Raw genomic sequence first — 24,898 nt, 5'->3', positions numbered from 1 at the left:
GAATGAAAACACTGCTGATGATAGACAATTCGCTGGGGCAGGCACGTAGTCACCTGGCGAAACGCATGCTTGGCGCTGCTGCGGTGAAAACCGGCCTGACGTTGGTTGAGTCAGCCGCCGACGCTGAACTGGTGGTGGTGGCAGGGCAAACTGTACCTGCTGACGCCGCGCTGAACGGCAAACGGGTTTATGTGGGTGACGTGGCGCATGCGGTGCGTGAGCCGGAAGCCTTCCTGGCGCAGGCGATGGCCGAAGCGAAAGCCTATCAGGCACCGGCCGCGGCAGTTGTCGAACCGGCTAAAGCCGCCGGTCAAAAACGTATCGTGGCGATCACCGCTTGCCCTACCGGCGTGGCCCATACCTTTATGGCGGCCGAAGCCATTGAAAGCGAAGCCAAAAAGCGTGGCTGGTGGGTGAAAGTTGAAACCCGCGGCTCCGTCGGCGCCGGCAATGCCATTACGCCAGAAGAAGTGGCGGCGGCCGACCTGGTGATCGTGGCGGCGGACATTGAAGTGGATCTGGATAAGTTTGCCGGCAAGCCGATGTACCGTACCTCTACCGGCCTGGCGCTGAAAAAAACGGCGCAGGAACTGGACAAGGCGCAGGCCGAAGCCGAGATTTTCCAACCGCAAAAAAGCGGTGCGCCGGCCACCGCCGGTAAGAAGAAAGAGAGCGCCGGCCCGTATCGTCACCTGTTGACCGGCGTGTCTTACATGCTGCCGATGGTGGTGGCGGGTGGTTTGTGTATCGCACTGTCGTTCGTGTTCGGTATCAAGGCATTCGAAGTCAAGGGCACGCTGGCAGCGGCGTTGATGCAGATCGGCGGCGGCTCAGCCTTTGCGCTGATGGTGCCGGTATTGGCCGGTTTTATTGCCTTCTCGATCGCTGACCGTCCGGGCCTGACGCCGGGGTTAATTGGCGGCATGCTGGCCGTCAGCACTGGCGCCGGTTTCCTCGGCGGTATCATTGCCGGTTTCCTGGCGGGCTATGTGGCCAAATTTATCAGCACCAAACTGCGTCTGCCGCAGAGTATGGAGGCGCTGAAGCCGATCCTGATCATTCCCTTGGTCGCCAGCCTGATTGTCGGCTTGATCATGATTTTCATCGTCGGTACGCCGGTAGCGAAAATTATGGAAGGCCTGACTCACTGGCTGCAATCACTCGGTACCGCCAATGCGGTGCTGCTGGGGGCGATCCTCGGTGCCATGATGTGTACCGATATGGGCGGTCCGGTTAACAAGGCGGCCTATGCTTTTGGTGTGGCGCTGCTGAGCTCGTCGGTATATGCCCCTATGGCGGCCATTATGGCGGCCGGTATGGTGCCACCGCTGGCGATGGGTCTGGCAACATTACTGGCGCGTCGCAAGTTCGAGAAGTCCGAGCAGGAAGGCGGTAAAGCAGCGCTGGTGTTGGGCCTGTGCTTTATCTCCGAAGGTGCCATTCCGTTTGCCGCCCGTGATCCGATGCGCGTGTTGCCATGCTGCATCGCGGGTGGTGCATTGACCGGCGCACTGTCGATGGCATTCGGCGCCAAGCTGATGGCACCGCACGGTGGGTTGTTCGTTCTGCTGATCCCTGGCGCTATCACACCGGTGCTGTTGTATCTGGTGGCGATCGTTGCCGGTACGCTGTTGGCGGGGGTGTCTTACGCACTGCTGAAACGCGCTGAAGTCCCTGCGGCTACGGTAGCTTAACGCTGGCGCAGGCAATAAAAAACCGGAGCTCAGGCTCCGGTTTTTTTATCTGGCAATTATTGCTGTGCCTTCAGCCAGGCGATCTCTTCCGCCCAGATATCCGGGTTTACGGTTTCCAGGATCAGCGGGATATTGTTGAAACGATCGTCACGCATGATATAGCTGAATACTGTTTTACCGATATTGCCTTCACCCAGGCTGTGGTGACGGTCGACGCGGCTGCCAAACTCGCTCTTGGCGTCGTTCAGGTGCATGCCGCGCAGGTACTTGAACCCCACGATGTCGCCGAGCTCTTTAAACGTCTGCTCGCAGGTTTCTTCGGTACGCAAATCGTAACCGGCGGCAAAGGCGTGACAGGTATCGATGCAAACGCCGACGCGGTTCTTGTCTTCCACGCCATCGATAATCGCCGCCAAATGTTCAAATTTGAAGCCCAGATTGCTGCCCTGACCGGCGGTGTTTTCGATAACCGCCGTCACACCCTCGGTCTTGTCCAGCACCATGTTGATGGATTCAGCGATGCGTGCCAGGCATTTGTCTTCCTCTATTTGCAACAGGTGGCTGCCGGGGTGGAAGTTCAGCAGGGTCAGCCCCAGTTGTTCGCAGCGCTGCATTTCATCAAGAAAGGCTTCGCGGGATTTTTCCAACGCCTCGGTCACCGGGTGGCCAAGGTTAATCAAATAGCTGTCGTGCGGCAGGATCTGCCCTGGGCCGTAGCCGTACTGCGCACAGGCGCTTTTAAACTTATCGATCACGTCGGCAGGCAGCGGGGCGGCCTTCCATTGACGCTGATTTTTAGTGAACAGGGCGAATGCGGTCGCCTCCAATTCGTGCGCGCGGATAACCGCCTGATCCACGCCGCCTGACGCGCTGACATGTGCACCGACAAACTTCATTTTCATTCTCCTGTGTAATCGGCATCATTATGGCATTGATAGCGGAAGGATTGAATGGCAGGAAAAGCGCAGGCCCGCGGTTGCGGGCCTGAAGGGAAGCAAATCAGATAAAATACTGCACCAGAAGGTTAATGGCGCCGCCGCCAACAATCAGCCAAACGAACAGCAGCGTGGCGAGCAGGATTGGCTTAACCCCGGCCTGGCGCACCGCGCTGATGTGGGTGGTCAACCCCAGCGCCGCCATGGCCATCGCCAACATCCAGGTATCGGCGGTAATCAGGTGTTTTACCAGTGCCGCCGGGATCAGGTCGAATGAGTTCAACCCGGCAACGGCGATAAACAGCACCGCAAACCACGGAATGGTTATCGCGGATTTTTCCGCCTGGCTACCGGTGCTTCCTGCGCTACGGCTGCGGCTGATGTAGCCTGAGAGCAGCAGCAGGAAAGGGGCCAGCATCATGACGCGGATCATTTTGGCGATGACCGCGGCGTTTTCAGCATCCGGCCCGATAGCGTGCCCGGCAGCGACCACCTGCGCCACTTCATGAATGGTTGAACCGGTAAAGATGCCGAAACTTTCCTGATTAAACGGTAGCCACTGGAAATGCTCGTTCAACTGATACAGCCACGGATAAGCGAAGATCGCCAGCGTACCGAAGACCACCACGGTACTTACCGCCACCGCCACCTTGTTGGAGTCGGCTTTCAACACCGGCTCGGTCGCCATCACGGCCGCCGCGCCGCAAATGCTGCTGCCGGCGCCGATCAGCATCGCGGTCTGGCTGTCGATACCGAACACTTTTTTACCCAGCCAGCAGGCGAGCAGGAAAGTGGTGCTCAGGGTCAATGCATCAATGATGATGCCGGTGGTGCCTACGTCAGCAATTTGCTGAAACGTCAGGCGAAAACCGTAAAGGATAATACCCAGACGCAATAAACGCTGTTTGGCGAGCTGAACACCGCCGTGGCAGCTCGGCTGTAGCCAGGGATACAGCGTATTGCCGACTAAAATACCGAGCAAAATCGCCAGCGTCAGCGCGCCCAGTCCCAGCCCGGCTACCCAGGGAATATCACCTACCCAGACCGCCAGCGCAGTGATGGCACCGGTTAGCAGCAGCCCCGGCACCAGCCGAGGTAGACCGAATAGCGGAAATTGCCGCGTTGGAAAATCGTGTGTGGTATTGGTCGCCATAAGTCAGCCCTTGTCATCAAATCCTTGAGCCAAAGACTACGTGCTGGCGACATAAAAGAGAAATTGATTATATATTTATAACCTATCTGAATAAGTGGTTAGTCTGCGGCCTGAAGCATGAGTGACCCCCATGTCGATTTCTGCAAACGTGATAACCTTAGTGTTATTCACCCTGTGCGTTGCTGCCGGCCAGTGGCGCAGATTTAGCATTAGTTTCAGTGGCTTTACTGACAGGCCGCTTTTTTGTATATCGAGAAGTTTATGCATATCACCTTACGTCAATTGGAAGTTTTTACCGAAGTGCTGAAAAGCGGTTCGACCACGCAGGCCTCGGTAGTTCTGGCGTTATCGCAATCGGCAGTCAGTGCGGCGCTGGCCGACCTCGAAGGGCAGCTGGGCGTGCAGTTGTTCGATCGTGTCGGTAAACGTCTGGTCATCAATGAGCATGGGCGGCTGCTGTACCCGAAGGCGCTGGCGTTGCTGGAGCAGGCCGGAGAGATTGAGCAACTGTTCCGTCATGACGGTGGTGCGCTGCGTATCGCGGCCAGCAGTACCATCGGCAACTATATGTTGCCGGAGATGATTGCCCGTTATCGGCAAGATTTTCCCGCCACGCCGCTGGAGCTCAATGTGGGAAACAGTCAGGACGTGATTGTCGCGGTCGCAGATTTTAGGGTCGATTTAGGCCTGATCGAAGGCCCTTGCCATATGCCAGAGCTGGTCACCCAGCCGTGGCTGGAGGATGAGCTGGTGGTGTTCGCTGCACCGGACAATCCGCTGGCGGGCCAGCCTTTAACCTTGGCGATGTTGGCGAATGCGCCGTGGATCCTGCGCGAACGGGGCTCGGGCACGCGTGAAGTGTTGGATCATCTGTTACTGGCGCATCTGCCGCACTTTCAGCTGGTGATGGAGCTGGGGAACTCGGAAGCGATCAAACATGCGGTGCGCCACGGCATTGGCATCAGTTGCCTGTCGCGGCGGGTGATAGGCGAACAGTTGGCCAGCGGTGCGCTGGTGGAACTGCAGCTGCCGTTGCCGCCCTTGATGCGAACGCTTTATCTGATCCATCACCGGCAAAAGCACATCTCCAATGCCCTGCAGCGTTTTCTCAGCTACTGCACGCTTGCGTCCTGAAAATGCCTCCGTAAGCAGAAACGAAGCATAAAAATCTGCACCCTGTCACATTAATGACAGTAAGTAAGGCCTAATGGGCCGTTGCTAATAATTAGCCCTGAATTATGAAGCTATCTTATATCAGTGCAATGTTACTAGTTCGCCGGCGGGTATTTGTTACAATCCGCCCTTATTTTTTTTGACCAGCAGATAGGGTAAGAATGGCTCAGCAGGATATAAAAACATCGGGGCAACCAGCACCCGGATTGCGGCGCGAGCTGAAAGCGCGGCACTTAACCATGATTGCTATTGGTGGTTCTATCGGCACCGGTCTGTTTGTCGCCTCTGGGGCGACCGTTTCGCAGGCAGGCCCAGGCGGGGCATTGCTGTCTTATGCGTTGATCGGGCTGATGGTGTACTTCTTGATGACCAGCCTGGGTGAACTGGCGGCCTTTATGCCGGTATCCGGTTCTTTCTCCACCTACGGCGCCAAATATGTGGAAGAAGGCTTCGGCTTCGCGCTGGGTTGGAACTACTGGTACAACTGGGCGGTGACCATCGCCGTTGACCTGGTAGCGTCGCAGTTGGTCATGACCTATTGGTTCCCGGATACTCCGGGTTGGATCTGGAGCGCGCTGTTCCTGTGCCTGATGTTCCTGTTGAACTACATTTCGGTTAAGGGTTTCGGCGAAGCAGAATACTGGTTCTCACTGATCAAAGTGACCACTGTCATCATCTTTATCGCCATTGGCGTGCTGATGATTTTCGGCATCCTCAAAGGGGGCGAGCACGCGGGGTGGCAGAACTGGACCATCGGCGACGCGCCGTTTGCCGGAGGGTTCTCGGCGATGATAGGCGTGGCGATGATTGTCGGCTTCTCATTCCAGGGTACCGAGCTTATCGGCATCGCGGCCGGCGAATCTGAAAATCCGGGCAAAAATATCCCGCGCGCGGTGCGTCAGGTGTTCTGGCGTATCCTGCTGTTCTATATCTTCGCGATCCTGATTATCAGCCTGATTATTCCTTATACCGATCCGAGCCTGCTGCGCAATGATGTGAAAGATATCAGCGTCAGCCCGTTCACCCTGGTGTTCCAGCATGCCGGTTTGCTGTCGGCGGCGGCGGTGATGAACGCGGTGATCCTGACGGCGGTATTGTCTGCCGGTAACTCCGGGATGTACGCCTCAACCCGTATGCTGTTTACTCTGGCGTCGGAAGGCAAAGCGCCGCGTATCTTCGCCAAACTGTCGAAGGGCGGGGTGCCACGTAATGCATTGTATGCGACGACCGTGGTTGCGGGCCTGTGCTTCCTGAGTTCGATGTTCGGCAACCAGTCGGTTTACCTGTGGCTGCTGAACACCTCGGGTATGACCGGCTTTATTGCCTGGTTGGGGATTGCCATCAGCCATTACCGCTTCCGTCGTGGCTATATGATCCAGGGGCATGACCTGAACGACTTACCTTACCGTTCCGGCTTCTTCCCGCTGGGCCCGATCTTTGCCTTTGTGCTGTGCCTGATCATCACGTTGGGTCAGAACTATCAGGCATTCCTGCAAGATCGAATCGACTGGTACGGCGTGACCGCGACCTACATCGGCATTCCGCTGTTCCTGATCATTTGGTTCGGTTACAAGCTGACGCGCGGCACCCGTGTCGTGAAGTACAGCGAAATGGAATTCCCGAAAATGGACGTGAATTAACGTCTTGTATGAAACGCGGCGGGAGCCCGCCGCGTTATCCTTATCCCCTGACTAGCTACTCCTTCCCTTTTACCGTCAGCGCCCGCTGCGCCGCGGCCATCAAACTGTCAACCGATTGATAATCCTGGGTTAACGCCAATACGCCGGTATTGAGCTGCAGCGATACCTCACCGAATGCGCCAAAAGCGTAGGGGGCTTCCAGCGCCGGAATGAAGCGTGCCAAAAATTCACCTTCGGAACCGTAAGGCAGATCGTGAACCAGGATCAGAAACTGGCCGCCGGTATAGCGGCAGACAAAATCACTGGGGCGCACCAACATTTTCAGGCGTTCGCCGATGGTGCGCAGCACGTCATCGCCGATCTGCACGCCGTGGCTCTGATACAACGCCGCCAGCGGGGTAAAGTCGAAAATAAACAGATGGGAAAGCGGATGCACCGTTGCCGAAGGACGACAAATATCCTGCATCACGGCTTCACCCCCTGCACGGTTGAGGAAACCGGTCAAATGATCCTGATGGGCGGCTTGCTGTTTTTCCGCGCTCAGGGTGACGCGCTCAGCGAGCTGACGATGATAAGACGTGGTTAACCCATGGGCCAACACTAGCCACAGCGGGATGATATCCGCCAGTAAAAACAGGTTTTGCACGCGTGACAGCGGCGCGGCCAGCAAATAGGGCAGCGTCAGCACCATGATTTCCAGCAGGGCAAAACGCGGTGCTGCGGCATGGCGTTGCATCAGCCAGAAGGCCAGTCCGGTAATCAGCAAGCCGGCAAACAAGATGAGCACCATGCGGCCAGAAAGCATGGCCATCAGGGCGACAGCGCCCACCAGTGCGCACCACAGCAGTACCGTCACCAGCATCGCGTTGGGCCAACGGAGCGGATTGGCTCGCGCCAGCCACCAACGTCCGCCGGTCAGCAACAACAGCAGCAGCAACAGACCCACGCCGATCGCCTTGTGGCTCAGCCAGATATAGCCCAGCAGCAGCAGCGCCACCCCGGCGGCATTCAACCATGGCGTGGCGGGAGAAGGCACCAAGGTAAGCCGCATCTGGCGTTGTAATTTGGCGTCATCAGCCAGCCGTGGGCTTTGCACCAGCCAGTGCAGCAGGGCGGGTTTTTTAGGCGTTAACGCAGGTGTTCGACTTCTCATTGCAGCCTCTTTGATAAGGGTCCCGAAAATCGGCCCTAAATATCCGGCCCGGCGCGGGCGCCAGTGACCAGTCAGGATTTGGATTCTATGTGGTTTTATTGCAATTTGTCACAGCTGTGCAGAGTGGGGCGATATTTTCGGAATTGTTAACCCTGGGCACTGCGGCGAGGGTATGGCAAGGGGTCGGTTAATAACGTTATAAAATAAAGTGTTACATCTTTATATGGCAGGTAATAGCTATTGATATGATTGATAAGTATTATCGTTTGCTTTATTGTTAGCGGCTGCTTATTCCGTTCAGGCGGCCGTTTCCGCGCCGCTGTGGTCATTGTCGTAACAGGTATCCGAAATAATGAGCGTATCCACCGATCCTATGCCTGACGCCAAGGGTAAACCCGACGTCAACGCCATGGGGCGTTATCACCATATTCTCCGCCACCGTTTATTGATGATGGGGGTGTTGGCACTGGCGATTATGGGTTCGCTGCTGCTGGATTTTACCATGGGCCCATCCGGGCTCTCTTTGTCTTCCCTGTGGCAAACCCTGATTGATCCTGCGGCGGCCGACGCCGGCACGCGGGTTATCGTCTGGGATATCCGCCTGCCTTACGCCTTGATGGCGGTGGTGGTGGGCTTTGCGCTTGGCCTGGCCGGTGCAGAAATGCAGACCATCCTCAATAACCCACTGGCCAGTCCCTTTACCCTCGGTGTCTCTTCTGCCGCGGCTTTCGGTGCGGCGCTGGCTATCGTGTTGGGGATTGGCGTTCCGGGCATCCCCGATCAATGGTTTATTTCCGCTAACGCGTTTATTTTCGCCCTGTTCGCCGCATTGATGTTGGACGGCATTACGCGTTGGACACGGGTGGCCACCTCTGGCGTGGTGCTGTTTGGCATCGCGCTGGTGTTCACCTTTAACGCCCTGGTTTCCATGATGCAGTTTATTGCCAGCGAAGACACGCTGCAGGGGCTGGTGTTCTGGACTATGGGCAGCCTGGCGCGGGCTTCGTGGGATAAACTGGGCATTTTACTCGGCGTATTCGTCGTGCTACTGCCATTGTCGATGATGAGCTCGTGGAAGTTGACCGCGTTGCGTTTGGGGGAAGATCGGGCAGTGAGCTTCGGTATCGACGTGCGCCGTCTGCGCCTGACGACCCTGTTGCGCATCAGCATTCTTTCCGCGCTGGCGGTGGCCTTTGTTGGGCCTATCGGTTTTATCGGTCTGGTGGCGCCGCACATCGCCCGAATGATCTTCGGTGAAGATCACCGTTTCTATCTGCCGGCCAGTGCGTTGATTGGCGCGCTGGTACTGTCGATGGCCTCCGTGGCGTCGAAAAACCTGATCCCGGGCATTATCATTCCGGTGGGCATCGTTACCTCGCTGGTGGGCGTGCCGTTCTTCCTGAGCATTATTCTGCGTCATCGGGGGAATGTATGAATCAGGGATTGCGTATTGAAGGCTTCTCCGCTGGCTACCCCAAGCGTCAGGTTATCAGCAACCTGGCGGTCCCGATGCTGCCGCGCGGGCAAATCACCGTGCTGCTGGGGCCGAACGGCAGCGGTAAGTCAACGCTGCTGCGCTCGCTGGCGGGTTTAAACCCTGCACAGGGGGAACTGTGGCTGGACGACATCGATTTGATGCAGATGCCATTCGCCCGCCGTGCGGAGAAGGTGGTGTATCTGCCACAGTCATTGCCTGCCGGTGTGCATCTGCACGTGCTGGAATCGATCATCGTGGCGCAACGCGCTTCGGGCGGCCGCAGCAATGCCGGCAGCGAGGCCGAGGTGATGGCGCTGCTGGAACAGCTTGGCATTGCCCACCTGGCGCTGAGCTATCTCGATCAGCTTTCCGGCGGACAGAAACAGTTGGTGGGGTTGGCGCAGTCGCTGATCCGTCAGCCTTCGTTGCTGCTGTTGGATGAACCGCTGAGCGCGCTCGATCTTAACTATCAGTTCCACGTGATGGATTTGGTACGCAAAGAGACGCGCAAACGCAATATCATCACGGTGGTGGTGGTGCATGACATCAATATAGCGCTGCGTCATGGCGATCACGTGCTGATGCTACAGGATGGCGAATTGATTGCCGACGGTGCGCCGGAAGAGGTGATCACGCCGCAGAGTCTGGCACGGGTGTATGGCGTTCGTGGGCGCATTGAGCGTTGCTCGCAGGGAACGCCGCAGGTGCTGATTGACGGGTTGGTGAACCAACCGTCGATTTGATCCCTGGTGGATAGCAAAAAACCCGGCACTTCACAGCGCCGGGTTTTTTATTACTTCTTGTTCAGCGCCTCGGCGACGCGTTCGACGATATGCTGGCTGGTGATGATGCCGCCGGAAAGATAGACCTCAGCCGCCGGCAGATAAACCACCTGACCTTTCTTGACCGCTACGGTATTTTTCAACGCCGTGGTGGTGAGGATCTTCTGCGGAGCTACCGCGTTCGGACGACCGGTGGCTGCATCGCGATCGATAATGAACAGCCAGTCCGGGTTCAACTGAGCCACTTGTTCCGGGGTGAGTTTATTGCCACGGACATCGGCGTTGTCGCTCTGCAGCGCAGACTGAAACCCGAGGGCGTCATAGGTAAAGCTGAAGCGGCTCTTGGGCGCGTAGGCGCTGATTTTCCCGCCGGAGAACAGCACCACCAGGCCACGCCCGGCTTTGGCCACCTGCGGTTTGATCGCCGCAATCTCGGCGTCCAGTTTGTCTACTGCAGCCTGAGCCTGCGGCTGTTTATCGAATAGCTCACCCAGTTGCAGGGTGCGTTGTTTCAGGCTGCCCAGTTGATCCTGCGGATCGATTGCCATATTTAACGTCGGCGCAATGCCGCTGAGTTCGTCATAGGCCTTGGAGGAACGACCGGCGATCAGGATCAGATCCGGTTTGGCAGCGCGCAGCGTGGCCATATCCGGCTCAAACAGGGTCCCGGCATTGAGGTATTTGGCATTTTGGTACTGTTTCAGGCTGTCCGGTAGCATGGTGCGGTTGCCCGGTAGTGCCAGCGGCTCTACGCCCAGCAACTGCAATGTTTCCAGCGAAGCATAGTCCAGCACCACTACGCGCTGTGGGTGCTTTTTCACTTCGGTGGTGCCGTTCAGATGTTGAAAACTGACGGTCGCAGGGGCATCCGCGGCCGATGTGCGAACCTTGCCGTTACAGCCGGCCAGCGCGATACAGGCCAGCAGGGCGAGAACCATAGGGGAGCGGCGTAATGTCATTGTGGCTTCCTTGGGTGAGAGAAATAAAAAGGGCGCGCAGCGCGCGCCCAAAGTGGCATCAGAAGTTGTAGGTCATGCCGACGGTGTAACGGCGGCCATCCAGCACGGTATTGTAGTTATCGTAATCGACGGTCTTGTCGAGGATGTTGTAAACCCCGCCGGTCACCATCAGATTTTTATTCGCCTGGTAGCTCAGGCCGGCGTCAACAAAGGTATAAGACGGCGTGCTCTTGGCCATCGAAGAGCGGCTCATGTAGTCCGAAGTCTTGCTGCGGAAGTTAACGCGCGACCACAGGCTGACGTCATGCGTGGCCTGCCAGTCCAAGACGCTGTTAACCATATGCTTCGGCATTTGGTTCAGCGGTTTGCCCTGGAAATCCCCGCTCTTCTGTTCAGAGGTGGTGTAGGTATAGTTGGTGGTCAACTGCCAATCTTTGGTGATTTCCCAACCGAAAGTGGCTTCTACGCCGCGCATATTGGCTTTATCGACGTTAGTACGGTCGCTGATAAAGTAATACGGCGTATTGCCGATCATGCACTGCGCGTCGCCGTCGCCGCTGTCACAGCGACGCACTTCGGTGATTTTGTCTTTGAAGTCGGTGTTAAACAGGGTAACGCTGGCGTTCAGACCTTGCAGGTTATCCCACATCACGCCGATCTCTTCGCTCAGGCTCTTCTCTGGCTTCAGATCCGGGTTACCGATAATGATTGAAGTACGGCCACCGCCGGTGATTTGCCCCCAGCCGGCGGAGGATTGGCGCAGATCCGGTGAGCGATAGCCCGCGGAGACGCCGCCTTTCAACGTAAATTGCTCGGTCAGGTGCCAAACGCCATACATGCGCGGCGTCCAGTGGTTGCCGTAGTTCTGGTCCTGATCCATACGGATACCGCTGGTCAGGCTGAAGTCGTTGGTCATCGCCCATTCGTCTTCGGCAAACAGCGCCCAGCTCCAGCGCGTCAGCTGGTTCAGCTTATCGGCTGCGGCTAACTGATTACCGCCATCACTCAATTTTTCGTAACGGTACTGGCCGCCCAGGTTCAGCATATGGCTGCCGAGATCAAACTGGGTTTGCGTATTGAAGATGGTGTTGTACATCTTCATATCGCGGCCCGGGTTGTTGGTCTCTTCGCGCTGAATATAACTGGTGGTGTTGCCGAAGTCGTAATAACCGTTGTGGGTTACCGCGTAGTTGGTACGGGTGTACAGGCTGTCGCTGGCACTGTTCGGCGTACACTTTTTGTTGCGGCAGTTTTCGGTCGCCATGGATTTGCCCGGCGTACTGTTTCGATCCTGCAAAGAGCGGCCGATTTCGAAATCGAAGTCGTTCTGTTCGTTTGGCGTCAGGCTGAATACCGCGGTGCCGCTGCGCATGCGCTGTTCATTGAAGCCGTTGAGGATTTGGTCCTCGGCGCGGCGCGACAGCAGGCCGTTGACCCGCAGGCCCAGCAGGCCTTCAATCAGCGGGCCGGAAGCGTAGGCGTTGGTCTGGAAAATATCGCCGGAATTGCTGTTTTCCTGGAAGGTGGCGTCACCGTGTAGTGAACCTTTCCATGCCTGAGTAGTGGAGGTTTTACGGGTGATGACGTTGATTACGCCGCCCATGGCGTCGGAGCCGTACAGCGAAGACATCGGGCCGCGTACCACTTCGATGCGTTCAATCGCTTCCAGCGGCGGCAGCCAGCCTTGTTCAATGCCTGCGTTGTCGCTGTTCGGGCGGGTGCCGCGGGTGTCTACGCGTTTGCCGTCGACCAGGATCAAGGTGTATTTGGAGGACATGCCGCGGATGCTGATATCGCTGCTGCTGCCACCGCCGGTTACCACGACGCCCGGCACGTCTTTCAACGCATCGGTAATATCGCGGTAGGCTTTGTCTTCAATTTGCTTACGTGGGATGACCGAAATGGACGCCGGGGAGTCCTGGATTTTCTGCTGGAAACCGGAAGCGGTTACCACCATGGTGTCCTGAGCGTCTGGTTGCGCAGCGACGGCGCCGGCGCTGGTCAATGTAGCAATGATCAATGCGGTTAATTTGTTATAACGTGGCTTTTCCATGAGGCAAACCTTTCCTGGTCTGATGTAAATCGACAAAGTGTCGTTTTAACGTGTTGAATAATAATTAGAAACTTGCCCCGTCATTGCGGGGTTCGCCGTTTCGTCAGGCTATTGTAAGGATTTTCGACAAAATGTAAACGCAAATGATAATTCGTATCATTTGTATGTGTTTAGGCGAGGGGAATCATTAACCGCATGAATACAAGGGAAAAAGGGCGCAGCAGAATCTGCGCCGAGAGAGGGAGTCAGCGTTTCTGGATGTAGGTGATTGCCAGCGCCAGGGCCAACACCAAACCTTTGATAATGTCCATGGCATAGTAGGGAACGGAGAGCATCACCAGGCCGTTTTGCAACACGCCGAGGATCACCGCGCCCACCAGCGTGCCGAGCGCGTTGGGCTTGCCGGAGCCGGCCAGCGAGAAACCAATGTAAGCGGCAGCGACCGCATCCATCAGATAACCGCCACCGGCGTTCACCTGCGAAGAGCCGATACGTGACGCCAGCAATATGCCGCCAAGCGAGGCCAGAAGGGCAGAGATAACATAGGCGGCAACCCTGTAACGTACTGTGCGAATACCCGACAGGCGCGCGGCTTCCGGATTACCGCCAATGGCATACATGCGGCGGCCATGTTTGGTCAGCGACAGGAAAAGCTGCACCACTACCGTGACTGCCAGCATGATCAACACGATCACCGGCACCTGGCCCAGTGAGGAAAAGACCTCCGGGATCAGGCCTTCGGCCATATCGCCGTTCGGCAGCAGCATATTCTGGGTGATTGATCCGCCGTAGCTGTAGGTCATCGCCACGCCCTGGATCACAAACAGGCTGGCCAGCGTCGCCAGCATATCGGGGATTTTCAACACCACGATCAGGAATGCATTGAACAGGCCGACCAGGGTACAAATCAGCAACGTCAGCACAATCGCACCGGTGGTGCCGAAGCCGTACCAGACGAACAGCGAAACCACCAGGGCGTTGGCCAGTGAAGCGGTGGAGCCAACGGAAAGATCGAAACCGCCGACCGACAGCGATATCGATACTCCGATGGCGATGACTGTGACGATGGCAATCGAACGCAGAATATTGATGATGTTGTTCGGATCGAGGAAGTTGTCCGACGCTATCCCGAACAGGGCAATCAGCGCGACAACGGTGAGTAACATCCCCCATTTGTAGAGAAACTCAAACAGCTGATGGCGCCAGGGTTGCGCAGTTTGCAGGGACAATTCTTTACTCACGCTGGGGTTCCTCCGGTGGAATACAGTAATAGGGTTTCTTCATCAATGTCGGCGGCATTCAGTTCCGCGACGACCCGGCCATCCCACAGCACGCAGATGCGATCGCACAGGCCGACCAGCTCCGAGAACTCGCCGGAAGCATAAATAATGCCTTTGCCGTTGCGCGCCAGGCCGTCGATCAGGGTGAACAGCTCTTGTTTGGCCTTGATGTCCACACCTTTGGTTGGTTCGTCGAAAATCAGTACGTTAGCGTCGCCGCGCAGCCATTTGCCAATCGCCACCTTTTGCTGGTTGCCACCGGAAAGCCGCGCCAGCTTCTGCTGCGGGCCGGAGGCGCGAATATTCAGGCGCTGCATGATGTCGCGCGCCCAACGCAGTTCCTGGCGGCGGCTGAACAGGCTCCAGCGGGAAAAGCTGTCGTCGGCGCTGACGCTCAGGTTCATCGGAATAGCTTCGTCGATAAAAATGCCTTCTTTACGCCGCTCTTCCGGCACCAGCGCCAGCCCTTGCTCGACGCTAAGATGTGGAGCGCGGGGGGCCCAGGGTTTCCCCAGCAGTTCACCCCGTTCAATTCGCGCCGGTGAGGCGCCAAATAACGCCTTGCACAGTTCGGTTTTCCCCGCGCCGGCCAGCCCGGCGATGCCAAGAATTTCCCCCTGATGCAGTTGCAGGCTGACGTCGCGCAGCTTATGGCGATCGTGCAGGCCTTCCACCCGTAGCAGCGGGCGAGAACCGTGCGGTGGGCGTGGGGGAGGAAAAATATCGTCCAGCCGGTGACCGAGCATTTTCTCGACGATCTGCTCGCCGGTCAGGCCCTGCATGGCATCCTCACTGACGTGACGGCCATCGCGCAGCACCGTCAGGCGGTCGCAAATTTCACTCAATTCGTGGATACGGTGGGAAATAAACACCACGCCGATACCTTCGGACTGCAGGCGGCGCACCACGCGAAACAGGCGTTCGCTTTCGGCGCGATCGAGCGGGGCGGTGGGTTCATCGAGCACCAGAAAACGACAGCGGTGGGAGAGCGCGCGTGCCAGCAGCACCTGCTGTTTTTCCGCCAGGGTGCACTCCGACAAACGCTGGCGCAGGTTAATAGTCAAATCCAGCTGAGTCAGTAGCTGCGCCGCCTGGCGGTACAGTTGCGCCCAGTTAAGCAGATGGCCCGGTTCGTTCAGCCAATCGAGCATGATGTTTTCCGCCACGGATAGCGTGGGGATCAACGCCACATCCACTTCCTGCTGCACCACGTGGATGCCGTATTGCCGGGCCTGCAGCGGGGAATGAATATCCACTTGCTGCCCGTCGATAAAAATCTCGCCGCGATAATGGTCGTGCGCGCCGGAAAGGATCGCCATCAAGGTGGATTTTCCTGCCCCGTTGGCCCCGACCAATGCGTGTGTTGAGCCTCCTTGCAGGGTGAAATCGACGTTTTGCAGGGCATTGAAGCCGGCAAAGGCGATCGAGATATTGCGCATCTCGAGGCGTGAGGGCGTAGGGGTTGGCATAGTGTAATTAAAGACGTTTAGGTGTTTAGATGGCTAAAGTAAGTCTTTTGTAACACAGATTGCGTATTTCGCAACAAACTAAAAGGCATAACTGAGATAAAAAAATTCCTGGCGGATGACGCTAGAACCCCAGGCGGTCGCGCAACGCATAATAGGCCGCTCCCAGGGCGGTGAAAGGCACACGCAGCTGGCGGCCCCCAAAGAAGGGCAGGTGTGGCAAGCGAGCGAAGGCGTCAAAACGTTCGGCATCACCGCGCAGCACTTCGGCGATCAGCTTGCCGGCCAAATGAGTGCAGGTGACGCCGTGGCCGCTATCGCCCTGCATATAATAGACATTGTTTTCCAGGCGACCGAATTGCGGCATGCGCGAGAGCGTCAGCAGAAAGTTGCCGCTCCAGCGGTAATCAATGCGCACCTGTTTCAGCTGCGGGAAGGTTTTCAGCATTTTGGGCAGGATCAGCGGATCGATATCGGCGGGATCGCGAGCGCCGTATACCACGCCGCCGCCATACAGCAGCCGGTTGTCGGCGGTCAGACGAAAGTAGTCCAGCAGGTAATTGCAGTCTTCGACGCAGAAATTATTGGGCAGCAGCGACAGCGCCATATCTTTGGATAACGGGTCGGTGGCGAGAATTTGCGAGCCGCAGGGCATGCTCAACCGGCTGAGCCGCGGTTCAAGCCGATCGCCAAGGTAGGCGTTGCCGGCAACGATCACAAAGTTGGCGCTGACCGAGCCTTGGGCGGTATGCACCTTTGCCGGTTCCGCGTAATCAATGCGCGTGGCGGCTGACTGTTCGAACAGCCGCCCACCGTGACGGCGCACCGCGTCGGCTTCGCCCAGCGCCAGATTGAGCGGGTGCAAATGGCCGCCGTTGCGGTCCAGCAGCCCGCTAATGTAACGATCGCTGGCGATCTCGCGGCGGATAGCCTGCCGATCCAGCCATTCCAATTGGTCATTGCCATAGCGCCGCCAGCGGGCCTGTTGCTGCTGCAGCGCGTGGCTTTGTTTAGAGTTCAAAGCGGCGAAGATACCGCCGGGCCGGTAGTCACAGGCGATGGCGTATTGATCGATGCGCTTGCGGATAATCTCTGCGCCTTCGAACATCATGCTGCCGAGCATGGCGGCGGTGTCAGCGCCATAACGCGCTTCAATGACGTCGATATCGCGGCTGTAAGAGTTGACTACCTGCCCGCCGTTGCGGCCGCTGGCACCCCAGCCGATGCGCGCAGCCTCCAATACCACCACGTCATAACCGGCCTCGACCAGATGCAACGCCGACGACAGGCCAGTGAAGCCGCCGCCAATAATGCAGACGTCGCAGCGGATATCCTCGTTCAGCGCCGGGTAGGGCGCGAACGTGTTGGCGGTGGCGGCATAATAACTGGCAACGTGTTCCGTCATGGGGCCTCCGCCGAACAAGGTCAGAAGGTAGTCGGGGTATGTGCGCTGACGATGCGGCAGACGCGCGCCGAGGTATTGCTGAAGCTGTGTGGAATGCCGGTGTTGATGGCATAGCTTTGGCCGGCGGTCAGGCAATGGGTCTGGCCGTTGATCGTCAGCATGATCTCGCCTTCCAGCAGGGTGCCGATCTCCTCGCCCTGGTGCTTTATTTTTTCGCCGGTGGTGGTGCCGGGCTGATAGGTTTCCAGCATCATCGCCAGATTGCGCGTTGGGTTGCCGTTATGCACCAGCTTCATCGACACCCCCTGGCTGCCTATCTCAATCAGATCCTCGGCTTCTATGACCACTTTGGGCTCATTGGCGGCTTCAGGTTCGGCAAAGAAGGCAGACAGCGACAGCCCATAAACTTTCAGCAGCTTTTGCAGTGTACTGATAGCCGGACTGACTTTGTCCTGTTCGATGGTGCTGATTGCGCTGTGGGTTAACCCGGACAGTTCGGCGACCCGGCGCTGCGACAAACCCAATTGCAGACGGATCTGTGACAGGCGCTTACCCGGCGCCAAGCTGACTTCGCTCATAGCGGTACTTCCTTCTGGTAGGGACGACAGGCAGAAATGAATATGGGTATCAGGTGCCTGCCTGAGTGATATCGGCACAGCATGATATCGGTAGTTGTGTCGGAATTGGAAAATATATTGCCCATGACCACCCCCGTTCTGGCGGACGAAATTCTGCACGTAAAAAGAGTGTTAACGCCTTTTCGGTCAATATTTTATCAATTTAGCAGCAGGTGGCGAATAATCAAACAGGATTGTAACATTTGCAAACTATTTGTGTTAAGGCTATGTTTCATATTATGGATGTTATTTTGAGCGCCCGCTGTGGCGCAGTCTACAGAGAAATCAGACCATGTGTTGAACCTATCGGCAGGCGGACGCAGCAGCGTTCTCAAAGCATAATGGCGGGTGATGTATGCAAACCAATATCGCAGCAGTTGAAAATTTTGCACAGCATAATGAAGAGAGGCGAAGTAGCGCGTTCCAACGTGAAGTTGCTCACTATTTGGAACGCCATCCCTCAACGCAGTATATCGACATCCTTCTCACTGACCTGAATGGTTCCTTCCGCGGTAAACGTATTCCCGTCTCCGGACTGAAAAAATTGGAAAAAGGCTGCTACTTCCCCGCCTCGGTATTCGCTATGGATATTTTGGGCAACGTGGTGGAAGAGGCGGGCCTGGGTCAGGAACTGGGCGAACCGGACCGCGTGTGTATGCCGGTGGCAGGAACGCTGACGCCGTCAGCGGCGGATCCGGACAATATCGGTCAGGTGTTGCTGACCATGCTGGATGAAGATGGTACTCCCTTTGACGTTGAACCCCGTAATGTCCTGAATCGAGTTTGGCAGGCATTGCGCCAGCGCGGCATGTTCCCGGTGGTAGCGGTAGAGTTGGAGTTCTATCTCATTGATCGACAGCGAGACTCTGAGGGGTATTTGCAACCGCCCTGTGCGCCCGGCACCCAGGAGCGCAATATGCAGAGCCAGGTTTACTCGCTGGACAATCTGAATCATTTTGCCGAAGTACTCAACGACATCGACACCCTGGCGCAGATGCAGGGCTTACCGGCGGACGGTGCGGTGGCGGAAGCGTCACCCGGCCAGTTCGAGGTAAATCTGCAGCATACCGATAACGTGCTGCTGGCCTGCGATCACGCGCTGTCGTTGAAACGCCTGGTACGGCTGGTGGCGGAAAATCATCACCTGCACGCCACCTTTATGGCCAAGCCCTATGAGGAATACGCCGGTAGCGGCATGCATGTGCATATCAGCATGCTGGACGGCAACGGCAATAATCTGTTCGTGCAACCCGATGGCGAAGACTCGGCGCTGTTGCACCGTGCGCTGGCGGGGATGATCACCCTGATGCCGGCCTCGATGGCATTACTGGCACCCAATGTGAATGCCTTTCGCCGCTTCCAGCCGGGCATGTATGTACCCACTCAGGCGTCCTGGGGGCACAACAATCGTACCGTGGCGCTGCGCATTCCCTGCGGCGAGCCGGAGAATCATCGCGTGGAATACCGCGTAGCGGGGGCAGATGCCAACCCTTATCTGGTGGTGGCGGCGATCCTGTCAGGCATACTTTACGGGCTGGACAATGAATTGCCATTGCCTGAGCCGGTAACCGGTAATGGTCTTGAACAAGAAGGGGTGCCGTTCCCCATTCGCCAAAGCGACGCGCTGTACGAGTTTGAGCATCAGCAAGCCTTGACGCAGTATCTGGGCGAACGTTTTGCCCACGTTTACCATGCCTGCAAGATGGATGAACTGATGCAATTTGAGCGTCTGGTGACTGAAACCGAGATTGATTGGATGTTGAAAAATGCCTGAAGGGGCGTAAAATGTGTGGCATTAACTTGATGTGCGATAGAACGATAGCGGATTAATTCACCTGTAAGGGTTGTTTTCCGAACGATCGCGAAAAGAATTTGTTTAAGAAGCCTTCCTGATCTTGTCATCAGGAGGGTTTTTGGTGCAAAATATCCCTAATGCAGATAGCCGACGTTTTAACGCGTCGGTTATTTTTTTTGCATTTATGTTCTACAAACTGTGCGTTTCATACACCAAGCGAGGCCGGACACCGATCCGGATAGATAAATAGTTTCGTGCGCGATCAAACAAAACTTTATGGTCGTGACTCATGAGGATAAGAAAGATGGGGCAATTTTTCACTTTAGCACCGGTGCCCGCCGGTTTCCGCTGCGGTCGCAGCGATTATGGAGCAGCCAAGGCAGCCTTGACTCGTTATCCAGCTTCCAATCCCCTTCTTTTTGAATTCAGTCGCAAGTTGCGAAGTTTCCCCGCAACCTTAAGTCTTGGCGTGTCTATATTCCGCAAGGCAGAAGGTAAGGGGGGGCTGCGCAATGTCCGATAACATCATCAGCGCCGCACCGGCTCAACGCGCACAGCTGCGTAAAACCCTGACTTTAGTTCCGGTAGTGATGATGGGCCTGGCTTACCTGCAGCCAATGACCATCTTCGATACCTTTGGCATCGTCTCCGGCCTGACCGATGGTCACGTCGCGACGGCGTACGCCTTTGCTCTGCTGGCGGTTCTGTTTACCGCATTGAGCTACGGCAAACTGGTACGGAAATTCCCGTCCGCCGGTTCTGCTTATACCTATGCCCAGAAGGCCATCAGCCCGCACGTCGGCTTTATGGTGGGCTGGTCATCACTGCTGGACTACCTGTTCATGCCGATGATCAACATTCTGCTGGCAAAAATTTACCTGGAAGCCATCTTCCCGGGCGTGCCTTCGTGGATCTTCGTGGCAGCGCTGGTCGGTCTGATGACGATTTTCAACCTGCGTGGCATTAAGCTGGTAGCAAACCTGAACTCCATTATCGTGGTGGTGCAGGTGGCGATCATGATCGTGTTCCTGTTCCTGGTGGTGAATGGCATTTCGCATGGCGAAGGTGCAGGCACGCTGATCAGCAGCCGCCCGTTCTGGTCTGAGAATGCGCACGTGGTGCCGATGATTACCGGCGCGACCATTTTGTGCTTCTCGTTCCTCGGTTTTGACGGTATCAGTTCGCTGTCTGAGGAAACCAAAGATGCAGAGAATGTGATCCCGAAAGCTATCTTCCTGACGGCATTGATCGGCGGCATCATCTTTATCGTGGTGTCTTACTTCGTGCAGCTGTACTTCCCGGATATCTCGCGCTTCAAAGATCCTGATGCGTCCCAGCCGGAAATCATGCTGTACGTGGCCGGTAAGTTCTTCCAGTCGGTGATCCTGGTGTTCTCCTGCGTAACCGTGCTGGCTTCAGGCATGGCGTCGCACGCCGGTGTTTCACGCCTGATGTACGTGATGGGTCGTGACGGCGTATTCCCGGAGCGTTTCTTCGGTTATGTGCATCCGAAATGGCGTACTCCAGCGCTGAACGTGCTGTTGGTCGGCGTGATTGCACTGTCTGCGGTGTCGTTTGACCTGGTGACTGCGACGGCGTTGATTAACTTCGGTGCGCTGGTGGCGTTCACCTTCGTGAACCTGTCGGTTATCTCGCAGTTCTATATCCGCGACAAGTTGAACCGTACCGTTAAAGATACCTTCAACTACCTGATCCTGCCGGTATTGGGGGCGCTAACTGTTGGCGCACTGTGGATCAATCTGGAAGCCAGCTCAATGACGTTGGGTCTGGTATGGGCGGCGATTGGTCTGATTTATCTGGCCTTCGTGACGCGCAGCTTCCGTCTGCCGGTACCGCAGGCTAGCGAAGACGTGGCTTAAGCCCTTTATCGCTAAGCATTAAAAAGGGCGCCTTGGCGCCCTTTATTGTTTTTGTTACCCCACCAACTCTTTGCCGTATTCAAACAGCGCTTTCAACAGCGCGGTTTTTTCTTTATCGCCTTCATGCAGGTTATACAACGACTCCAGTTGCAGCACGTAGCTCTGCACTCGCTCGGCGCTTAATACTTCCTGGCGGTGCTGTAACCAGCGGCGTTGCTCGGCGTCGTCCAGCGTATTGGGGTAGTTGCGGGCACGAAAACGGAACAACAGCTCCTTCATGCGCCCATCGCTGAAAGTCAGATCCAGTGCCGGCAGGTTCTGCGGCTTGGTTTGCTGGATGATTTTCATCGCAGCCTTGTCGGCATCGCTGAAGAAACCGTCATACAGCCGGGCGTCGACGTCGTCAGAGCCTTTGAACGGTTCGGCTTCGGCGAACAACGCCACCACTTTTTCGCGCACCTCCGGATGCTGGCGCAGCAACTGCAAGTTTTGCAGGCAGGCCTGACGGTCGATCCCCAGTCGCTCGGCGTTTTCCGGCAACAAGGTCTTGGCCGGCGCCAGTACCGGGCACTTGTTGATATGCACCAGTTTGATCGGTACCGGCGATTGTCCGGGTGCCAGATCTTCCCGGCGGGTATACAGCCGTTCGCGCAGTTCATCGGCGCTCAACGTCAGTAATGGCGTCATGTCACCGGCTAAATCGCACATGATGACGGCGTTTTTGTTGTCCGGGTGCCAGGCCAGCGGCGATACCCAACTGGTGTTGCCGCGCGCGGCGCCGAACATGCCGGAAACGTGCACCAATGGCGTCATCTCAGCGATGTCGATCAGGGCGTTCAGCTTATGCTTATTGCGGTGTTGCAGCAGGAAATCAAACAGTCGTGGTTGTGCCTGCTTGACCAGTTTGGCCATGGCGATAGTGGCGTAAACGTCCGACATGGCGTCATGGGCATGCTCATGCTCGACGCCGTTGGCACGAGTCAGGTGTTCCAGCCGGAAACTGGGGAAGCCATCTTCGTTTTCTGGCCACACGATGCCGTCCGGGCGCAGCGCATAGCAGGCGCGCATCACATCGAGCAGATCCCAACGCGAATTACCGTTCTGCCAGCTGTAGGCGTAGGGATCATAGAAGCTGCGGTAGAAAATATTACGGCTGACTTCGTCATCGAAGCGGATGTTGTTGTAACCGAGAATGCAGGTGCCAGGCACGCTGAACGCCTGATGGATCTGGCGTGCAAATTCGGCCTCGTTGACGCCTTTGGCCAGCGCCAGCTGCGGCGTGATACCGGTGATCATCACCGCTTCAGGATCGGGCAAGTAGTCATCGGCCGGGGTGCAGTAGATGACCAACGGCTCTTCGATAATGTTGAAATCCATATCGGTACGCACACCGGCAAACTGCGCCGGGCGGTCCAGGGAGGGACTTTTGCCGAAGGTCTCATAATCGTGAATATAAAATGTGGCCGGTGCCTTGCTGCTCAAATTCGCATCTCTCAGGTGGCGTAGGAAATATTGCTCTATTGTAACGGCGAGATGTGCGATGCCAAGCAGTCGTTAGCGTTAATCGCCGAAATGCGCGGGATTACGCATTGCGATAGTAGTTCAGGCGCAGACGAAAGTAGGGGCGTAAATAATCGGGCACTTGTTCTTCGGCACTGGCACCGTTGTTGTTGGTGCTGATGCCATAACGTTCGTTATAAATAACGCTGAGAGCGAGTAAATCGGCTTCAATCTTTTCACGTTCTGCTTGCGGTAAGCTATCCAGCTTTCGCCCCATATGATTCTCCCTGTGATTGTAAGGGCATCATAGGATCGTTAACCTGACTTGTCCCTACCCCATTCAGGGGGGAGGCTCATGAAGTGTGTGAGCGTGCCTGCAGGGGCTGGCCTGATGCCGCAGTCCCCTGATAATGCTGAGAGTATTTGGCCGTATATTCCTGCTGATTTTGCATTTGTGCGCGATCAAAGGCTTTATGGGCTGATAACACACCACCAATCACCGCCAGCCAGAAAAGGCTGCACAGGACCAGGACGCCCAACCAGACTTTTTGGTTATAGCTCATAAAAAACTCCGGATGATAAAAGGGAATAACATTTACCAGAGAATTAAATCAGAGTTTATATCAATGCTTTGTCAACGGCGGTGTTTATTATGGTTGTTTTCTTATTAATGTGTTACCAAATGCCGCAGCCATGTTTCAAAACATTCCTTAAGATAATATTAAGAAAAGATAAGTTTGTGCCACTGAGTTTTATTTAATATCCGTTTAATTATCCCCACATACAATCAGCAGCATTCAATACCAATGTGGGTGCACATTATGAAAACTCTGCTGTTAACCGGCGCTACCGGCTTTCTCGGTGGTGCAGTGCTTGAAAAATTACTGAAAGAAAATCAGGCGATTAACTATCTTCTGTTAGTGCGAGCTGATAATGCACAGCAGGGGCTAGACCGTATTCGGATGAATATGGAGAAGTTTAATATTGAAGCCGAACTATTTTCTAAAATCACGATAGAAAATATATTGTTGGGGGATCTGAGTGAGCCAGCTGACTTTTTAGCAGACACAAGGATTAACAATGTAACGCACGTTATTAATTGTGCCGCCGTAGCCTCTTTCGGTAATAACCCCCTTATTTGGAAGGTTAACGTGGAAGGCACTTTGGCATTCGCCAAAAGAATGGCGCAGGTGTCTGGATTAAAACGTTTCCTGCATGTGGGGACGGCAATGTCCTGCGCACCGGAACCCGGTTCACTGGTAGCGGAAAGCGGTGAATTTGAAGAAACGGCTGAGCATTTGGTGGAATATACCCGCTCCAAATCCACCATTGAGCAGCTCATGCGTCAACATTGCCCGCAGCTACCGCTGGTGATTGCGCGTCCTTCGATCGTGGTAGGGCATACTCGCCTGGGCTGTCAGCCTTCCAGCAGTATTTTCTGGGTATTCAGCATGGCGCTGATGCTGCGTAAGTTTATGTGCTCGCTGCAGGACAATATCGATGTGATCCCGGTTGATTACTGTGCTGATGCGATGGTGATGCTGTTGAACAGCGAGACGCTGGATAACGACGTTTATCATATCTCCGCCGGTGAAGAGAGCAGCGTTAGCTTCGCGGACATTGATCGCGCCATTGCCGCTGCGCTGGAGAAGCCTCCGCTCGGCGATCACTATGCGCAGGTCAGTTATGAAGCCCTGTTGAAAATGCGCAAGCAGCTCAAAGATATTTTCGGGCCATGTAATGAACGCCTGATGCTGAAAGCGATGCGCCTGTATGGATCTTTTGCCATGCTCAACGTGCGGTTCAGCAATGACAAAATCCTTAAGCTGGGCATGCCGAAACCGCCGCGTTTTACCGACTACATCGCCTGTTGCGTGCAGTCGACCCGGGGCCTGTCCATTCAGCAGCAGATGGTGGTGGATTTCAAATAACAGCA

20 protein-coding genes are annotated in these 24,898 nt (G+C 56.0%); 8 read left to right on the top strand and 12 right to left on the bottom strand.

Features of this window, described 5'->3' with window-relative positions:
- Window positions 1–2: 2 nt before the first annotated feature.
- The gene (gene fruA, locus H0S68_RS16405) at window positions 3–1,694 is read left to right on the top strand and encodes a PTS fructose transporter subunit IIBC (RefSeq protein WP_410528850.1); all 1,692 of its coding nucleotides are present in this window, start codon (window positions 3–5) and stop codon (window positions 1,692–1,694) included.
- Between the two features lie 56 nt (window positions 1,695–1,750).
- On the opposite strand, the gene nfo is transcribed toward fruA, so the two are convergent.
- Together nfo and H0S68_RS16395 are read right to left on the bottom strand one after the other, a co-directional pair.
- Window positions 1,751–2,590 carry a deoxyribonuclease IV gene (nfo, locus tag H0S68_RS16400; RefSeq protein WP_410528849.1) on the bottom strand — a complete coding sequence of 280 codons (840 nt, stop codon included), beginning with the start codon at window positions 2,588–2,590 and terminating at the stop codon, window positions 1,751–1,753.
- A 103-nt stretch (window positions 2,591–2,693) separates the two neighbouring features.
- The gene (locus H0S68_RS16395) at window positions 2,694–3,782 is read right to left on the bottom strand and encodes a YeiH family protein (protein ID WP_020827758.1); all 1,089 of its coding nucleotides are present in this window, start codon (window positions 3,780–3,782) and stop codon (window positions 2,694–2,696) included.
- 261 nt (window positions 3,783–4,043) lie between these two features.
- Between H0S68_RS16395 and yieE the strand changes: the two genes are divergently transcribed.
- Window positions 4,044–4,916 (top strand): DNA-binding transcriptional regulator YeiE, encoded by an 873-nt coding sequence (yieE, locus tag H0S68_RS16390; RefSeq protein WP_041415520.1) that lies wholly within the window; start codon window positions 4,044–4,046, stop codon window positions 4,914–4,916.
- 200 nt (window positions 4,917–5,116) lie between these two features.
- The gene (locus tag H0S68_RS16385; protein ID WP_041414759.1) at window positions 5,117–6,595 is read left to right on the top strand and encodes an amino acid permease; all 1,479 of its coding nucleotides are present in this window, start codon (window positions 5,117–5,119) and stop codon (window positions 6,593–6,595) included.
- A 55-nt stretch (window positions 6,596–6,650) separates the two neighbouring features.
- Here the strand turns inward: H0S68_RS16385 and H0S68_RS16380 are convergent, their stop codons facing one another.
- On the bottom strand, window positions 6,651–7,748 hold the full coding sequence (locus H0S68_RS16380; RefSeq protein WP_198640040.1) for a GGDEF domain-containing protein: 1,098 nt from the start codon (window positions 7,746–7,748) through the stop codon (window positions 6,651–6,653).
- A 352-nt stretch (window positions 7,749–8,100) separates the two neighbouring features.
- Between H0S68_RS16380 and H0S68_RS16375 the strand changes: the two genes are divergently transcribed.
- Both H0S68_RS16375 and H0S68_RS16370 read left to right on the top strand, forming a co-directional pair.
- Window positions 8,101–9,183, top strand: coding sequence for a FecCD family ABC transporter permease (locus H0S68_RS16375; protein WP_020827754.1), 1,083 nt, complete (start codon window positions 8,101–8,103; stop codon window positions 9,181–9,183).
- Window positions 9,180–9,968 carry an ABC transporter ATP-binding protein gene (locus tag H0S68_RS16370; RefSeq protein ID WP_201896207.1) on the top strand — a complete coding sequence of 263 codons (789 nt, stop codon included), beginning with the start codon at window positions 9,180–9,182 and terminating at the stop codon, window positions 9,966–9,968. The genes H0S68_RS16375 and H0S68_RS16370 overlap by 4 nt, the downstream gene beginning before the upstream one ends.
- Before the next feature lie 50 nt (window positions 9,969–10,018).
- Here H0S68_RS16370 and H0S68_RS16365 read toward each other — a convergent pair whose 3' ends face one another.
- The 6 genes from H0S68_RS16365 to puuR all read right to left on the bottom strand — a co-directional run bounded on the left by H0S68_RS16365 (window position 10,019) and on the right by puuR (window position 17,748).
- Complete coding sequence (locus H0S68_RS16365; protein WP_409325603.1) at window positions 10,019–10,966, bottom strand: siderophore ABC transporter substrate-binding protein; 948 nt, start codon at window positions 10,964–10,966, stop codon at window positions 10,019–10,021.
- A 58-nt stretch (window positions 10,967–11,024) separates the two neighbouring features.
- Complete coding sequence (locus tag H0S68_RS16360; protein WP_410528848.1) at window positions 11,025–13,019, bottom strand: ligand-gated channel protein; 1,995 nt, start codon at window positions 13,017–13,019, stop codon at window positions 11,025–11,027.
- Between the two features lie 245 nt (window positions 13,020–13,264).
- On the bottom strand, window positions 13,265–14,260 hold the full coding sequence (locus H0S68_RS16355) for an ABC transporter permease (RefSeq protein WP_020827750.1): 996 nt from the start codon (window positions 14,258–14,260) through the stop codon (window positions 13,265–13,267).
- Window positions 14,257–15,768 carry a sugar ABC transporter ATP-binding protein gene (locus tag H0S68_RS16350; protein ID WP_128864581.1) on the bottom strand — a complete coding sequence of 504 codons (1,512 nt, stop codon included), beginning with the start codon at window positions 15,766–15,768 and terminating at the stop codon, window positions 14,257–14,259. Before H0S68_RS16350 ends, H0S68_RS16355 begins: the two co-directional genes overlap by 4 nt.
- Before the next feature lie 121 nt (window positions 15,769–15,889).
- Window positions 15,890–17,170, bottom strand: coding sequence for an NAD(P)/FAD-dependent oxidoreductase (locus tag H0S68_RS16345; RefSeq protein ID WP_410528847.1), 1,281 nt, complete (start codon window positions 17,168–17,170; stop codon window positions 15,890–15,892).
- 20 nt (window positions 17,171–17,190) lie between these two features.
- Window positions 17,191–17,748 (bottom strand): HTH-type transcriptional regulator PuuR, encoded by a 558-nt coding sequence (gene puuR, locus H0S68_RS16340; protein WP_012145933.1) that lies wholly within the window; start codon window positions 17,746–17,748, stop codon window positions 17,191–17,193.
- 394 nt (window positions 17,749–18,142) lie between these two features.
- Between puuR and H0S68_RS16335 the strand changes: the two genes are divergently transcribed.
- Both H0S68_RS16335 and H0S68_RS16330 read left to right on the top strand, forming a co-directional pair.
- Window positions 18,143–19,561: a glutamine synthetase family protein gene (locus H0S68_RS16335; protein ID WP_020827746.1), complete on the top strand. Its 1,419-nt coding sequence runs from the start codon at window positions 18,143–18,145 to the stop codon at window positions 19,559–19,561.
- A 533-nt stretch (window positions 19,562–20,094) separates the two neighbouring features.
- The gene (locus H0S68_RS16330; protein ID WP_020827745.1) at window positions 20,095–21,462 is read left to right on the top strand and encodes an APC family permease; all 1,368 of its coding nucleotides are present in this window, start codon (window positions 20,095–20,097) and stop codon (window positions 21,460–21,462) included.
- A 54-nt stretch (window positions 21,463–21,516) separates the two neighbouring features.
- Here the strand turns inward: H0S68_RS16330 and sbcB are convergent, their stop codons facing one another.
- The 3 genes from sbcB to H0S68_RS16315 all read right to left on the bottom strand — a co-directional run bounded on the left by sbcB (window position 21,517) and on the right by H0S68_RS16315 (window position 23,525).
- The gene (gene sbcB / locus H0S68_RS16325) at window positions 21,517–22,944 is read right to left on the bottom strand and encodes an exodeoxyribonuclease I (protein ID WP_142814840.1); all 1,428 of its coding nucleotides are present in this window, start codon (window positions 22,942–22,944) and stop codon (window positions 21,517–21,519) included.
- 100 nt (window positions 22,945–23,044) lie between these two features.
- Entirely contained in the window at window positions 23,045–23,239 is a 195-nt protein-coding gene (locus H0S68_RS16320; RefSeq protein WP_046373098.1) for a DNA polymerase III subunit theta, read from the bottom strand.
- A gap of 76 nt (window positions 23,240–23,315) precedes the next feature.
- The gene (locus tag H0S68_RS16315; protein WP_122079862.1) at window positions 23,316–23,525 is read right to left on the bottom strand and encodes a hypothetical protein; all 210 of its coding nucleotides are present in this window, start codon (window positions 23,523–23,525) and stop codon (window positions 23,316–23,318) included.
- Window positions 23,526–23,783: 258 nt separating this feature from the next.
- Here H0S68_RS16315 and H0S68_RS16310 point away from each other — a divergent pair, with 258 nt between their 5' ends.
- Complete coding sequence (locus H0S68_RS16310) at window positions 23,784–24,893, top strand: SDR family oxidoreductase (RefSeq protein WP_046375008.1); 1,110 nt, start codon at window positions 23,784–23,786, stop codon at window positions 24,891–24,893.
- The last annotated feature ends 5 nt before the right edge of the window (window positions 24,894–24,898 follow it).

This window comes from Serratia sp. AXJ-M (assembly GCF_046531865.1).
GTDB classification, from domain to species: domain Bacteria; phylum Pseudomonadota; class Gammaproteobacteria; order Enterobacterales; family Enterobacteriaceae; genus Serratia; species Serratia liquefaciens.
The sequence above is the reverse complement of the archived record's forward strand: the minus strand, read 5'-3'. Positions and strand labels throughout refer to the sequence as shown.

Bases quoted from the DNA above. Each gene is read 5' to 3' on its own strand.
- H0S68_RS16335 (WP_020827746.1), top strand. From the start codon at position 18,143: ATGCAAACCAATATCGCAGCAGTTGAAAATTTTGCACAGCATAATGAA.
- H0S68_RS16365 (WP_409325603.1), bottom strand. From the start codon at position 10,966: ATGACATTACGCCGCTCCCCTATGGTTCTCGCCCTGCTGGCCTGTATC.
- nfo (WP_410528849.1), bottom strand. From the start codon at position 2,590: ATGAAGTTTGTCGGTGCACATGTCAGCGCGTCAGGCGGCGTGGATCAG.
- H0S68_RS16360 (WP_410528848.1), bottom strand. From the start codon at position 13,019: ATGGAAAAGCCACGTTATAACAAATTAACCGCATTGATCATTGCTACA.
- fruA (WP_410528850.1), top strand. From the start codon at position 3: ATGAAAACACTGCTGATGATAGACAATTCGCTGGGGCAGGCACGTAGT.
- H0S68_RS16320 (WP_046373098.1), bottom strand. From the start codon at position 23,239: ATGGGGCGAAAGCTGGATAGCTTACCGCAAGCAGAACGTGAAAAGATT.
- H0S68_RS16385 (WP_041414759.1), top strand. From the start codon at position 5,117: ATGGCTCAGCAGGATATAAAAACATCGGGGCAACCAGCACCCGGATTG.
- H0S68_RS16395 (WP_020827758.1), bottom strand. From the start codon at position 3,782: ATGGCGACCAATACCACACACGATTTTCCAACGCGGCAATTTCCGCTA.
- puuR (WP_012145933.1), bottom strand. From the start codon at position 17,748: ATGAGCGAAGTCAGCTTGGCGCCGGGTAAGCGCCTGTCACAGATCCGT.
- H0S68_RS16310 (WP_046375008.1), top strand. From the start codon at position 23,784: ATGAAAACTCTGCTGTTAACCGGCGCTACCGGCTTTCTCGGTGGTGCA.
- H0S68_RS16350 (WP_128864581.1), bottom strand. From the start codon at position 15,768: ATGCCAACCCCTACGCCCTCACGCCTCGAGATGCGCAATATCTCGATC.
- H0S68_RS16330 (WP_020827745.1), top strand. From the start codon at position 20,095: ATGTCCGATAACATCATCAGCGCCGCACCGGCTCAACGCGCACAGCTG.
- H0S68_RS16370 (WP_201896207.1), top strand. From the start codon at position 9,180: ATGAATCAGGGATTGCGTATTGAAGGCTTCTCCGCTGGCTACCCCAAG.
- H0S68_RS16315 (WP_122079862.1), bottom strand. From the start codon at position 23,525: ATGAGCTATAACCAAAAAGTCTGGTTGGGCGTCCTGGTCCTGTGCAGC.
- H0S68_RS16380 (WP_198640040.1), bottom strand. From the start codon at position 7,748: ATGAGAAGTCGAACACCTGCGTTAACGCCTAAAAAACCCGCCCTGCTG.
- yieE (WP_041415520.1), top strand. From the start codon at position 4,044: ATGCATATCACCTTACGTCAATTGGAAGTTTTTACCGAAGTGCTGAAA.
- H0S68_RS16375 (WP_020827754.1), top strand. From the start codon at position 8,101: ATGAGCGTATCCACCGATCCTATGCCTGACGCCAAGGGTAAACCCGAC.
- H0S68_RS16345 (WP_410528847.1), bottom strand. From the start codon at position 17,170: ATGACGGAACACGTTGCCAGTTATTATGCCGCCACCGCCAACACGTTC.